Genomic DNA, 12431 nt, shown 5'->3' with positions numbered 1-12431 from the left:
TCAGAGGATCTGCTTGCCGGTGGTGAAAGGCGAGCGTTCGCGCGGCAGATACTGGCCTTCCGGCGCGGTCGAAACCAGCGTGTCGCCCTCGGTAACGACGCGGCCGCGCAGCATCGTCAGCACCGGCCAGCCGGTGATCTCGAGACCCTCGTAAGGCGTGTAGTCGCAGCCATGGTGCAGATCCGTCTGACGTATGGTGCGGACGATATCCGGATCCCAGAGCGCGATATCGGCATCGGCGCCGACCGCGATCGTGCCCTTTTTCGGGTAGAGGCCATAGGTCTTGGCATGGTTGGTCGCCGTCAGCGCCACGAATTGGTTGAGGCTGATGCGGCCCTTCTTGACGCCTTCCGAAAACAGGATCGGCAGGCGCGTTTCGATGCCGGGAATGCCGTTCGGCACCCAGCGAAAGCCGTCATGCGCCTTCGCCGTCAGCTTGCCGTCCTCGGCGAAGCGATAGGGGCAGTGGTCGGAGGAAAACACCGAGAAAATGCCGTGCTGCAGGCCCTCCCAGCAGGCGGCCTGATCCTCGGTGGTGCGCGGCGGCGGGCTGCAGACGAATTTCGCGCCCTGCATTGCCTCGCCGTCCATATCCTCTTCCGTCAGCACCAGATATTGCGGGCAGGTTTCGCCGGAAATGTTGAGGCCGCGCCGCCGCGCGCGCTCGATCTCCTCCATCGCCTGCCGGTTGGAAACGTGCACGATCATGATCGGAACGTCGGTGATTTCGGCAAAGCTGATCGCGCGGTGGGTCGCCTCGCGCTCCACCGCGACCGGCCGGGAGGGGCCATGATAATAGGGCGCGGTCTTGCCCTCGGCTTCCAGCGCGTCGGCCAGAAAGCGGATCGTGTCATAGCCTTCGGCATGGATCATCACGAAGGCGCCGGTGCGCCGGGCGGCGGCCATCACCTCCAGCAGCTCGCGGTCCTTCAGCATCATGTCGTCATAGGTCATGAATACCTTGAGCGAGGTATAGCCTTCCTCGACGAGCGCCGGCAGTTCCTGGCCCAGAACACCCGGATTCGGATCGGTGAGGATCAGGTGGAAGCTGACATCGATATGGCAGCGGCCATCCGCCTCGGCGTGATAGGCCTTCAGTGCCTCGCGCAGCGTCTGCCCCTTCTGCTGGAGGCAGAAGGGCATGACCGTGGTGTTGCCGCCGAAGGCGGCGGCGATCGTGCCGCTTTCAAAGTCTTCTGCCATTACAACATCCGGCGCGCCGGGCTGGGAAATGTGAACGTGGCTGTCGATGCCGCCGGGCATGACCAGCTTGCCGCCGGCGTCGATGATCGTTGCCGCATCGTCAAGCGCCTCGGCAATGGCGGCGATCCGCCCGGCGCGGATGCCGATATCGGCCTTGAACGTGTCGGATGCCGTAACGACGGTGCCACCCTTGATGATCGTGTCAAAAGACATCTGTCATGCTCCATGGTTTCAGACGATCGACGCGCATGGAAACAGGCGCGAAAACCATCCGGATTTTAAAGTTATGTAATTGATATTTATGGAAAAAATGGCTTGCCATCGGTGGCGCGCCATGTTTTGATTTCCACCTGAAAACATGGTGATTTCGCCGCCCTCTAGGGCCGGCTCGGCTTCCCATCCAATGGAGATCATGCGCTTGTCCACCCCCATCGTTTCCGCGACGGCCGCTAAGCGGCTTGTCGGCATTCACGCGGCCACGGTCTGCCCCTTCACCGAAGGGTTTGCGATCGACGAAGGCGCGCTTGCGGCGCATATCGCGCAGGTCATGGCCGAGCCGCGCATCAACGGCCTGCTGGTCAACGGCCATGCCGGGGAGAATGCGCAGCTTTCGCGCGATGCGATGAAGGCGGTTGTCGCGATCGCCCGTGAGGCCGCGCGCCCTGACGCCTTCATCACCGCGGGGATCTACAGCGAGAGCACGCAAAAGGCCGCCGCCATGGCCCGCGATGCCACTGAGGCCGGTGCGGATGCGCTGCTGGTGTTCCCGCCCAATGGCTGGGCGCTTGGACAGGATCGCGAGACGGTGGTCGCCCATCATACGGGCATCGCCGAGGCCTCCGGCCTGCCGCTGGTGCTCTACCAGGCTCCGGTTGCCACCGGCCCGATGGCCTACCGTTCCGATACGCTGGAAGCGCTGATGGCCTTGCCGTCCGTTGCCGGAGTGAAGGAGGGAAGCTGGGAGGTCGCGACCTATGAGGAGAACTGGCGTCTTGCGCAACGCATGCGGCCCGACCTTTCGGTGATGGCGTCGGGCGATGAGCACCTTCTGACATGCTATCTGATCGGCACCACGGGCAGTCAGGTCAGCCTTGCCGCCGTCGTCCCCGGTCTCGTCTGCGATCTGTTCGAGGCGGCCAGCGCCGGCGATTTCAAGACCGCGCGCGCGGTGCATGAACGGCTCTATCCGCTGTCCGTCGCGATCTATCGAAAGCGATCCGGCGCCACGCCCACGGCGCGTCTGAAAGCCTGCCTGCATATTCTTGGCCTTATTCCCTCGGCCCGGGTGCTGCCGCCTAACCGGATGCCCGCGCCCGAGGAGTTTCACGCACTTGAAAGATTGCTCCGGTCGATGCTCTGAACACCGACCGGGCAAGAAACTGCGGCGGCGTGGATCATCCCGCCGCCGCACATCGCCCTGTCAGTCCTGGGTCGCCAGCTTGAACAGTTCCTTCTGGCTGTCGGTCTCCAGCATCTCTTCGTAAAGCGGAATGACCGCTTCGCGGAACGGAGCCGGATCGGGATGGCTGATCGTCACGCCCTTGGCCACGAGCGCATCGAGAAGCGGCTTTTCCTGGTCATCGACATATTGGCGCTGCCAGAGCGAGGCTTCCTCCCCGCTTTCCTTGAGCGCCACCTTAATATCCTCCGGCAGAGCGGCGAACTTGCCTTCGTTCATGAACACCACGGCCGTCATGTTCAGCCAGCCGAGAATGGCGAAATCGGGGGCGACTTCGTAGAGCTTCTGGCCGGTATAGTTGGTGGCAGCCCCTTCCGCGCCGTCGACAACGCCGCTCTGCAGCGCGCCGTAAAGTTCGGAATAGGCAAGCGGCGTCGGGTTGGCGCCGAAGGAGCGGAAGGCATCGACGTGGATCGGGTTCTGCATGGTGCGGATCTTCAGATTCTGAAGGTCGGCGATGCTTTCAACCGGCTCCTTGGTCATCAGGTGGCGGATGCCCGAGGAGAACACGCCGATCAGCTCGAAACCGGCGTTTTCGGCCGAGGTTTCCATCGCGGAATATACGGTTTCGTCTTCCAGCTTTTCGCTGAGCGCGGGAATGCTGGTGAACAGGAAGGGCAGGTCAAAGACGCGGAAGTCGGTGATATAGTTCGAAATCGTCGAATTGGCGGTCATCGCCATGTCGAGCGTGCCGAGCATCGTGCCTTCCACGAGCTGGGCCTCGTCGCCGAGCACGCCGTTCGGGAATATCTCGATCGTCGCGCGGCCGTCGGTCTTCTTTTCCAGAAGGTCGCGCATCAGCTGCAGGCCCTTGTCCTGAACTTCGTCGGCGGCATTGGTATGGGCGACCTTGAAGACATAGTCCGCAGCAAATGCGGGCAGCGCGGTCGCGGACAGGAGTGCGGCTAGGCCAAAGGCCGGTATAAGTTTCATATCATTCCCCTTTTTGTTTTTTCAGGATGGCAGTCGAGATCGGGTCAGCGGTAGACCAGATTGGGCAGGAACAGCGTCACCGCCGGGCAGAACGCCGTCAAAAGCAGGACGATGATCATCGGGATCAGCGGCAGCCACACCTTCGAGGCGGCCTGCTCGATGCGCCGGCCGGCGACCATCGCCGCGACATAAAGGCAGATGCCGTAGGGCGGCGTGATCAGGCCGATCGACAGGTTGAGCGCCATCAGCACCCCGAACTGGACCGGGTCGATGCCGTAGCTGACGGCAATCGGCATCAGCACCGGCAACAGGATGAGGATGGCCGAGATGCTTTCCATGAACATGCCGACGACGAGCAGCAGCAGGTTGACGATCAGCAGGAAGGCGAAGGGCGAGGCGGCAACGTCGCGCAGCCAGTGGTCGAGCGCGGTGGTGACGCCAAGCGAGGCGATGATCCAGGAGAAGATGCTGGCCGTCGACACGATGATCAGCACGGCCGCGGAAAGGCTGACGGTCCTGAGGACCAGCGGCGCCAGATCCTTCAGGTTCAGTTCGCGATAGACGAAACACGAGATGCCGAGCGTCACGAACACCGCAATGCAGGCGGCTTCTGTGGCGGTGAAGACGCCCCCGACAATGCCGCCGACTATGATGACCGGCACGAACAGCGCGGGTACGGCATCGATGAACACCTTGCCAAGCCGGCCAAGCGAAAACGGCTCCGCATCCCTGTAGGCCGGGCCGCCATTCCTGGCGTAAAGCCATGCGCCGAGGAGAAGGCTTGCCGAGATCAGGATGCCGGGGCCGATGCCGCCGAGAAACATCGCGCCGATCGACTGGTTGGCGGTGATCGCGATCACCACCATGACGATGCTGGGCGGAATGATCGATGCCATCGAGCCGGAAGCCGCGATGATGGCGACCGCCATATCGACGTCATAGCGGCGTTTTTTCATTTCCGGGACAAGGATGGAGCTGATCGCGGCGGTATCGGCCGAGCCGGAGCCGGAAATTGCCGCAAGTCCGGTCCCGGTGGTGATTGCCACCATGAACAGGCTGCCGGTGATCCAGCCCACCAGCGCGGTCGCCAGTTCGACAAAGCGGCGGGCGATGCCGCCTGCCTCCATGATGAGCCCGGCGGCGACGAAGAACGGGATCGCCATCAGCGGGAAGGAATTGACGCCGCCATAGACGCGCTGGGCGATGATGGTGAGCGGCACGTCGGTGAAGGCGATGATCGTGACCATGGCCGCCACGCCAAGTGCCAGCACGATCGGCATGCCGGAGAAGATCAGGAGGGCGAAACCGCCGAAGGCGAGGCTCATAGCTGTTCTCCCTTAAGGATGCCGGTCTTGCTGCGCGACAGAAGGTCCGGCAGCGTCGCGATGGTGAATTCCAGCGCGAAATAGGTCATGCCGACGGGAATGGCGGCGTAGGGGATGACCAGCGGCAGTCTCAGCGCCGCCGATTTGACCATCAACCCGATGGCGACAAGGCCGAAACTGCCATTGATCACCACCACCAGGAACCAGAGCCCGAGCAGGAAGGAGAGGCCGCCGACAAGCTTCTGAAGCCATTGCGGACACCTGACGATCAGCACATCGACGCCCACATGCTGGCGGTGGCGCATCGCAATGCCGGCGCCGAGCATCACCAGCCATATCTGGGCGAAGGTCGCGGTTTCTTCCGTGCCGGCGATCGAGTAGTTGAAGACGTAACGGCCGAGGATCTGCACGAGGATCGCAAACGCCATGTAGATGAAAAGGCAGATGGCGACCCCATCGACGATGTGCCGCAGCAGCGTCAGCGCCAGACGCGGAAGCTTCGCCAGAAACGGCCCGTCGGCCTTGGCATCCTGCTCGGCGGCAAGTTCGGTGTGCATGGCGTTGTCCTCAGTTGTCGCTGCGGTATCGGCCAAGCTTAGCGCGCTTTTCGGCGCTCACCAGTGGGGTGTGTATTATATTTAGGCATGCCTAAATTATAGGCATAATTCGCATTGATTATCGCGGTTGCGATGGCGATAAAGACAGTGACTGCCAGTCTCAATACGTTGGAAGCATCATGAAACACCAAGCTAGCCCGCCTGCCGCTGACGCCACGATCGGCCTTGCCGTCTGTGTCGTCGGAACCGTCGAGATGGTGTCGATTGCCAGCCGGACCGGTTATGATTTTCTGGTGGTCGACATGGAGCATGGCCGCATCGGGCTGGATCAGGTGACCGATATCTGCGTGGCGGGGCTGCTTGCCAAGATGCCGGTCTATGCCCGCGTCACCGGCCCGTCCTCCGCCGATATCGCCCGCGTGCTCGATTGCGGAGCGGTGGGTGTGATCGTTCCTCATGTGGATACGCTGGAAGAAGCCCGTGCCATCGTCAGGAAGACCCGCTTTCTGCCGATCGGGGAGCGTGCTCTGCCGGGCCCGCTTGCCATCAACGGCTTCGAGCCGGTGACGGTGGCAAGGCTTGTCGAAACCGCCGAGGCCAGCACGAAGGTCATTGCCATGATCGAAAGCCGGAGCGGGCTTGAGGCGGCAGGCGATATCGCGGCGCTTGACGGGATCGACGGGCTGATGATCGGCTCCAACGATCTTGCCGCCGCCCTCGGCCACCCCGGCGATATCGGCCATCCCGATGTCAGATCCGCTTTTGAGAAGATCGGCCGGGCGGCCGGTTCAAGCGGCAAGACCTTCGGAACCATGGGGTTGCCGCCGGAGATGCTGCGCGGCCACGCGCTCGACTTCGGCGCGCGCATGATTGTCGCCACCAACGAGATCAATCTGCTTTTTGACGGCGCCGCGCGCGCATTGGCGGATTTTCGCAAGATCGCCGAAGAGGCCTGAAACAGGACGGCCGTCAGCCCCTGATCTCGGCGATCCGCGTTCCGGTGGTCAGCGTGAAGGTGCGTATGAATTCGCGCGAATGCCGCGAAACCGCGTGGCTGCGGGACAATATCGCCGTCAGCGGCCGCGGAATGCGCGGCTCGAACGGCAGCACGGTCAGGTCGGAATAATGGCCGGAGGTTGCCGTCACCTCGTCAAGCAGGGCCACGCCCCAGCCTTCCTGCACGATCCGGGCTGCCGCATTCAGAAACCGCACCTCCACCTTCGGCTCATAGGGGATCGCCGATTTGCGGAAGGCCTCTTCCAGAAGCATTGCAATCCGGGTGCCTGAAAGCGGGCAGATCAGCCGCTCCTGCGCCAGATCCTGCGGCGTCACGAACGGCAATTTTGAAAGCGGACTGTCGGCGGAGCAGATGCAGACGGTGCGCAGTTCGTCGATCGGCTGCAGCAGCAGCGAATGGCGCTCGCCCGGATCGATGGCGAAGCCGACATCTGCAATCCCGGCCTCGACCGCCTCCAGCACATTGTGAAGCGGCTTGGTATCGAGCACGACGAACACGTCGGGAAAGCGCTCCAGGAACTCGCGCATCGCCATCGGCACCAGCGACTCGGTCACCTCCGATGTGGCGACGACGCGGATCCGGCCGATATGGCCCGCCTTGATGTCGAGCGCGCTCTGGTTGACGCTCTGCTGGAGCTGGAAGATCGGCTCGGCACGGGCATAGAGCAGCTTGGCCTCTTCGGTCGCCACCAGCCGGTTGCTCAGCCGTTCGAACAGGGTGAAACCCACCACCAGCTCCAGATGCCTGATCGCGTTGGAGACCGCTGGCTGCGACATGCCAAGCGCCTCGGCGGCGCCGACCGTGGTTCCCGAGGTCATCACCGCGTGGAATATCTCAAGCTGTCTGAGGTTCAATGTCCGTCTGCTCCAAACCTGGCGGGCTGGTCATTCGGCCTTTTCGAACACGATGTCCTGCGCGCCTTTCCAGAGCGCCATCGTGCCCAGTTCGTGCAGTTTGTCGAGATTGGATGTGACGGTAATGAAATGATTTCCGGCAAGCTGTCCCATTTTCGATGCGAAATGGACCCCGCCATAGGCCAGAAGAATCTCGGTCTCGCTGATGCCGCCGGGATAAAGGATGAACTGGCCCGGCGCGGGGTAGCTGGTGTGGTTTTCATAGCCGACGCCGAAATCCTTGTCGCCGAGCGGGATCCAGACGCCTTCGCCGGACCAGCGCACATGCACGACCTGGCTTCTGAACGGCAGGTGCGCGGCGAAGGACTTGCAGGTTTCTGGCGCCTTTTCGGTCTCGAGAACGGCGTCGAAGACGAACGGGCCGGCGGTGATCTTCAGTTTCATGGGCAATCCATTGGCAGGAGGGGAGGGGTCAGGGCTGGAGACCGGCGCATTGCGCCGTGTTGCGGATATGGTTCTGCATGGCCGCGCCCGCGGCCTCGGCATCGCCGGCGCGCAATGCGGCGATGATCTTGCGGTGCTCGCCGACGGAGGCCTTCATGCGCTCCGGGTCGGTGCGCGGGATCGGCTGGCGCTGGGTTTCGGTCAGCGTGTCGCGCACCACGTCATAAAGATTGCGGAGCATGGCGTTGGAGCAGGCGGACACGATCGTGCTGTGGAACTGGAGGTCGGCCTCGACATTGGCGATCAGATCCTGTTCGGCCCAGCTCGTCTCCATCGTCGCGGTGGCGTTTTCCATCAGGTCCAGCTGGTATTGGGTCAGCCGACCGGCGGCCAGGCGGGCGATCTCGCCCTCGAGCATGATCCGGGTCTGGAAGGCATCGAAAACCGAATAGCTGTCGGCATAGCGCCAGGTCTCGGCCGTGCCGGCATTCTGCTGCCGATTGAGGGTCACGAAGGTGCCGCGTCCGGGCTCGGTCTTGACGAGCCCCAATGTCTCCAGCGTCAGCAGCGCTTCGCGAAGCGAGGCGCGGCTGATGCCGAACTGGATCGAAAGGTCCCGTTGCGATGGTATCTTTTCGCCATCCTTCAGCTGGCCGGACTGGATCATCGACTGCAGCTGGCGCGCCACCGACTGTGGCAGCAATGTCTTTGTTAGCATGCAGTCCCGCCCTTCTTCTCTCGCGTCACAGTCTATTTTTTATCCGGCATATTGCAAAGCGGTCAAAGCCGTGCATGAATGGACTGACTGGTCAGACCAGTTAGTCCGGAGTACCATTGGTACATCCGTTTCGACCAAAAAAACAAGGGGAACTCTTATGAAACATACACTTCGCGTGACGCTTCTGTCTGCAGCACTTCTGGCGGCTGCCGGTGCCAATGCTGCGGATTGGACCGTCGGCGCCAATATCGGCAATGTTCCGTGGGAATTCGAAGATGCAAGCGGCAAGCCGGTCGGCTTCGAGGTCGATCTCGTGACCGAGATCGCGGACCGCATGGGCAAGACCGTCGAATTCGTCAACACGCCGTTCAACGGCCTGTTCTCCGCCGTGCAGTCCGGTCGCATCGACATGGCGGTATCGTCGATCACCATTACCGACAAACGCCTGGAATCGGTGTCCTTCGCCCAGCCTTATTATGACAGCGACCAGTCGCTTTCGACGGCAACCTCCACCGGCATCACCGGACTTGAGGGCATGGACGGCAAGGTCGTCGGCGTCGACACCGGCTCGACCGGCGACATGTGGGCCGAAGCCCACAAGGGCGAATACGGTTTTTCCGATATCAAGCGCTATGAAGGCCTCGCGCCTGCCATGCTCGACATGTCGGCGGGTCGTATCGACGGCTACATCTCCGACATTCCAGCCGTTCTCTATTATGTGAAGGACAAGCCCGAACTGAAGGTGGTCGAGCGCATTCCGACCGGCGAGAAATATTCGATCATGTTCAACAAGGACGCACCCCTTGCCGGCGAGGTGAACACCGTGATCACCGAACTCAAAGAGGACGGCACGCTTGCCGAAATCTACGAAAACTGGTTCGGCACGGCGCCGGATGCAGGCACGTCCACGGTTGAAGTGATGGATATGCCCAAGGCGAAGTAACGCCCGCCTGTCATTCCCATCAAGGCCGGCCGGCGCGCTTTGGCGCGTCGGCCGGCGCTCCCGGAGCCTTCGTCTTCCATGGACCTGATCAATACATTCCTGAATGTCGACGTCTTCATCGACAGTCTGCCGCAATTGCTGCGCGGCCTGCTGGTCACGATCGAGATCGGCATCACCAGCATTCTCGCAGGCCTGGCCGGCGGCCTCCTTCTGGCGATCATGAGGCTATACGCGCCGCGTCCGGTCACCGCCCTGATCCGCGTCTATATCGATATCTTCCGCTCGATACCGCTTCTGGTGCTGCTGATCGTGGTCTACTACGCGCTGCCCTTCGTCGGCATCAAACTGTCCGCGTTTCTCTCCGCCGTCACCGCCCTGTCGCTGGTTTCGGCGGCCTACACCGCCGAGATCTTTCGCGCCGGCATCCAGGCGATCCCGCGCGGGCAGTTCGAGGCGGCCGGCGCGCTCGGGCTGTCCGATCGCCATACCATGGCCGATATCATCCTGCCCCAGGCGATCCGCATCGTCATTCCGCCGCTCACCAACAATTGCATCAACGTCCTGAAGGACACCGCCCTTGCCTCCGTGGTTGCCATGCCGGATCTCCTGAAGCAGGCGACCCAGGCCCAGGCGCTCCACGCCAATCCGACGCCGCTTATCGGCGCGGCGATCATCTACCTGCTGATGCTGTGGCCGATGGTTTCGGTGGTCGCGCGGCTGGAGCAGCATTTCAGCCGGGGGCGCCGCTGATGACCGGCCGCACGCTCGTTTCCATGCGCGGCCTGACAAAGGCGTTCGGCGATTTCACCGTGCTGCACGGCATCGATCTCGATATCGCGGAAGGCGAGGTCGTCTGCATCATCGGCCCGTCCGGTTCCGGCAAGTCGACGCTGATCCGCTGCATCAACCGGCTCGAGGATTGCGACGCCGGTAGCGTGATCGAAATCGATGGCCTTGCGGTCCGGCGCGGCCCCGCACTTGCGCAGGTGCGCGCCGAAGTCGGCATGGTGTTCCAGAGCTTCAACCTGTTTCCGCATATGAGCGTGGTCCGCAACGTCATGCTGGCGCCGATGCGGGTGCGCGGCTTTTCGGCGGCGCGCGCGCGGACGCTCGCGCTGGCGCTCCTGAGCCGAGTGGGAATCGCCGAGCAGGCGGAAAAATATCCGGCGCAGCTTTCCGGCGGCCAGCAGCAGCGCGTCGCGATTGCGCGGGCGCTCGCGATGGAGCCGCGGGTGATGCTGTTCGATGAGCCGACATCCGCGCTCGATCCCGAAATGGTGGGAGAAGTGCTGGACGTGATGCGTGATCTCGCCAAGACCGGGGTCACCATGATCGTCGTCACCCATGAAATGGGCTTTGCCCGTCAGGTCGCCGACCGGGTGATCTTCATGGATGGCGGGCGCATCGTCGAGGCCGGAACGCCTGCCGACGTCTTCGACACGCCCGCCGAGCCGCGCACACGCGCTTTCCTGCGCGCCGTCCTTAACCACTGAACAACATCAAGAGGTAGACCAAATGCCCCCCTTGCCCGATCTCGATTTCGTGCGCAGCCAGTTTCCAGGACTGAAACAGGACTGCACGTTCTTCGACAATGCCGGCGGTTCGCAGATACTGAAAAGTGCTGTCGACCGCATCAACACGTTTCTATTTGAAAAGAATGTCCAGATCGGCGGATCCTATGCGGTGTCGCAATCGGCGGCTGCCGCGTTGCACGAGGCGCGCCAAGCGGGCATGACGCTCGTCAACGCGGCGCGACCGGAGGAAATCGTGTTCGGCCCCTCGACCACGGTTCTCCTCCAAAACCTCTCCCGCGCCATGGAAAGCCAGTTTGTGCCCGGCGACGAGATCATCGTCACCGTCAGCGACCACGAATCCAACATCGGCCCGTGGGATCGGCTGCAGGCGAGCGGCGTCGTGGTGAAATTCTGGCCCCTCGACCGGGAGACGCTCACGCTGAAGCTGGAGGATCTGGAGCCGCTGATGAGCGAGCGCACCCGGTTGGTCGCGGTCACCCATGTCTCCAACATCCTCGGCGCCGTCAACGACATCCGCGCGATCGCCGATTTCGTGCATGCCCGCGGCGCTCTGATCTGCGTGGATGCAGTTGCCTATGCGCCCCATCGTGCCATCGACGTTCAGGCTTTCGACGCCGACTTCTACGTCTTCAGCCTGTACAAGGTGTTCGGTCCGCATTACGCGCTGATGTACGGAAAATACGCGCTTCTCGCCGAACTCGACACGCTCTATCACTACTTCTACGGGAAAGAGAAGGTTCCGGGCAAGCTTGAGCCCGGCAATCCGAATTACGAACTCGCCTACGCCACCTGCGGCATCGTCGATTATCTGACTGGGCTTGGCGAACGGGCCGGAGAAACCGGTTCGTCAAGGATGAAGGTCGAGGCCGCCTACCGCGCGATCACCGCACAGGAGGAAGCCCTTTCCGAGCGGCTGCTGGCCTATATGAGAGCCCGCAACGACTGCACCATCATCGGCGATGCGTCAGCGGATGGTCGCCGGCGGGTGCCCACGATCGCCTTCCGACTGGATGGCCGGGATGCCGCCGACATCTGCCGTAAGGTCGATGGCTTTCAGGTCGCGATCCGGCACGGCGATTTCCACTCGCGCCGCCTTGCCGAATATCTCGGTCTCACCGACCACGGCGGCATGCTGCGCGTCTCGATGGTGCATTACAACACCATCGAGGAAGTCGATCGCCTGACGGCCGCGCTGGACACGATTCTGTCCGACGGCTCCTCGGTTTCGTGAAGCCTACCCGATCTCGCCGGCCCTACCGGTCGCGCTTTTCCGGAAGCATGCTCAAGCCGCGTGCGGCCCCCTTCAGGGCTTCCGGACCTTTGTCGAAGAGGTCCTCGTGCTCGTCGCCAATGAATGGGCGGGCACATCCATTCTTTGCCATTTGCGTCTCTTGAAATGCCGAGCCGTGTCGTAACGTGCCGCGTGTGAGAGCCCCTGTGCG

15 protein-coding genes are annotated in these 12431 nt (G+C 62.5%); 6 read left to right on the top strand and 9 right to left on the bottom strand.

The window, feature by feature from the left end:
- Window positions 1-1416: a dihydropyrimidinase gene (hydA, locus tag HPQ62_RS13745; RefSeq protein ID WP_174803138.1), complete on the bottom strand. Its 1416-nt coding sequence runs from the start codon at window positions 1414-1416 to the stop codon at window positions 1-3.
- Window positions 1417-1434: 18 nt separating this feature from the next.
- Window positions 1435-1617, bottom strand: coding sequence for a hypothetical protein (locus tag HPQ62_RS13740; RefSeq protein ID WP_174803137.1), 183 nt, complete (start codon window positions 1615-1617; stop codon window positions 1435-1437).
- Window positions 1618-1621: 4 nt separating this feature from the next.
- On the opposite strand from HPQ62_RS13740, the gene HPQ62_RS13735 reads away from it, so the two are divergent.
- Window positions 1622-2563, top strand: a complete 942-nt coding sequence (locus HPQ62_RS13735; protein WP_174803136.1) for a dihydrodipicolinate synthase family protein — start codon at window positions 1622-1624, stop codon at window positions 2561-2563.
- Window positions 2564-2623: 60 nt separating this feature from the next.
- Here HPQ62_RS13735 and HPQ62_RS13730 read toward each other — a convergent pair whose 3' ends face one another.
- Genes HPQ62_RS13730 through HPQ62_RS13720 form a run of 3 tightly spaced genes read right to left on the bottom strand, consistent with a single transcriptional unit; the run spans window position 2624 to window position 5477 of the window.
- Window positions 2624-3595: a TRAP transporter substrate-binding protein gene (locus HPQ62_RS13730; RefSeq protein ID WP_174803135.1), complete on the bottom strand. Its 972-nt coding sequence runs from the start codon at window positions 3593-3595 to the stop codon at window positions 2624-2626.
- A gap of 44 nt (window positions 3596-3639) precedes the next feature.
- Window positions 3640-4920, bottom strand: a complete 1281-nt coding sequence (locus tag HPQ62_RS13725; RefSeq protein WP_174803134.1) for a TRAP transporter large permease — start codon at window positions 4918-4920, stop codon at window positions 3640-3642.
- Window positions 4917-5477 carry a TRAP transporter small permease gene (locus tag HPQ62_RS13720; protein WP_174803133.1) on the bottom strand — a complete coding sequence of 187 codons (561 nt, stop codon included), beginning with the start codon at window positions 5475-5477 and terminating at the stop codon, window positions 4917-4919. Before HPQ62_RS13720 ends, HPQ62_RS13725 begins: the two co-directional genes overlap by 4 nt.
- A 179-nt stretch (window positions 5478-5656) precedes the next feature.
- Between HPQ62_RS13720 and HPQ62_RS13715 the strand changes: the two genes are divergently transcribed.
- Complete coding sequence (locus tag HPQ62_RS13715; protein WP_206678077.1) at window positions 5657-6433, top strand: HpcH/HpaI aldolase family protein; 777 nt, start codon at window positions 5657-5659, stop codon at window positions 6431-6433.
- 13 nt (window positions 6434-6446) lie between these two features.
- Here the strand turns inward: HPQ62_RS13715 and HPQ62_RS13710 are convergent, their stop codons facing one another.
- From HPQ62_RS13710 to HPQ62_RS13700, 3 genes are read right to left on the bottom strand one after another with little or no spacing between them, the layout of a single operon-like run.
- Complete coding sequence (locus HPQ62_RS13710) at window positions 6447-7349, bottom strand: LysR family transcriptional regulator (protein WP_174803132.1); 903 nt, start codon at window positions 7347-7349, stop codon at window positions 6447-6449.
- Between the two features lie 30 nt (window positions 7350-7379).
- On the bottom strand, window positions 7380-7793 hold the full coding sequence (locus tag HPQ62_RS13705) for a DUF3830 family protein (protein ID WP_174803131.1): 414 nt from the start codon (window positions 7791-7793) through the stop codon (window positions 7380-7382).
- Window positions 7794-7821: 28 nt separating this feature from the next.
- Window positions 7822-8511, bottom strand: a complete 690-nt coding sequence (locus HPQ62_RS13700; protein WP_174803130.1) for a FadR/GntR family transcriptional regulator — start codon at window positions 8509-8511, stop codon at window positions 7822-7824.
- Between the two features lie 157 nt (window positions 8512-8668).
- Between HPQ62_RS13700 and HPQ62_RS13695 the strand changes: the two genes are divergently transcribed.
- The 4 genes from HPQ62_RS13695 (at window position 8669) to HPQ62_RS13680 (ending at window position 12220) form a co-directional block, all read left to right on the top strand.
- Complete coding sequence (locus tag HPQ62_RS13695; protein WP_174803129.1) at window positions 8669-9454, top strand: ABC transporter substrate-binding protein; 786 nt, start codon at window positions 8669-8671, stop codon at window positions 9452-9454.
- Between the two features lie 78 nt (window positions 9455-9532).
- On the top strand, window positions 9533-10204 hold the full coding sequence (locus HPQ62_RS13690; RefSeq protein ID WP_174803128.1) for an amino acid ABC transporter permease: 672 nt from the start codon (window positions 9533-9535) through the stop codon (window positions 10202-10204).
- On the top strand, window positions 10204-10947 hold the full coding sequence (locus HPQ62_RS13685; protein ID WP_174803127.1) for an amino acid ABC transporter ATP-binding protein: 744 nt from the start codon (window positions 10204-10206) through the stop codon (window positions 10945-10947). Before HPQ62_RS13690 ends, HPQ62_RS13685 begins: the two co-directional genes overlap by 1 nt.
- A 22-nt stretch (window positions 10948-10969) precedes the next feature.
- The gene (locus tag HPQ62_RS13680) at window positions 10970-12220 is read left to right on the top strand and encodes a cysteine desulfurase-like protein (RefSeq protein WP_174803126.1); all 1251 of its coding nucleotides are present in this window, start codon (window positions 10970-10972) and stop codon (window positions 12218-12220) included.
- Between the two features lie 22 nt (window positions 12221-12242).
- On the opposite strand, the gene HPQ62_RS21195 is transcribed toward HPQ62_RS13680, so the two are convergent.
- A complete protein-coding gene (locus HPQ62_RS21195; RefSeq protein ID WP_280516281.1) occupies window positions 12243-12371 on the bottom strand; it encodes a hypothetical protein in 129 nt (42 codons plus the stop codon).
- Window positions 12372-12431: the final 60 nt, after the last annotated feature.

Source organism: Martelella limonii (assembly GCF_013344475.1).
In the GTDB taxonomy this organism is placed as follows: domain Bacteria; phylum Pseudomonadota; class Alphaproteobacteria; order Rhizobiales; family Rhizobiaceae; genus Martelella; species Martelella limonii.
The sequence above is the reverse complement of the archived record's forward strand: the minus strand, read 5'-3'. Positions and strand labels throughout refer to the sequence as shown.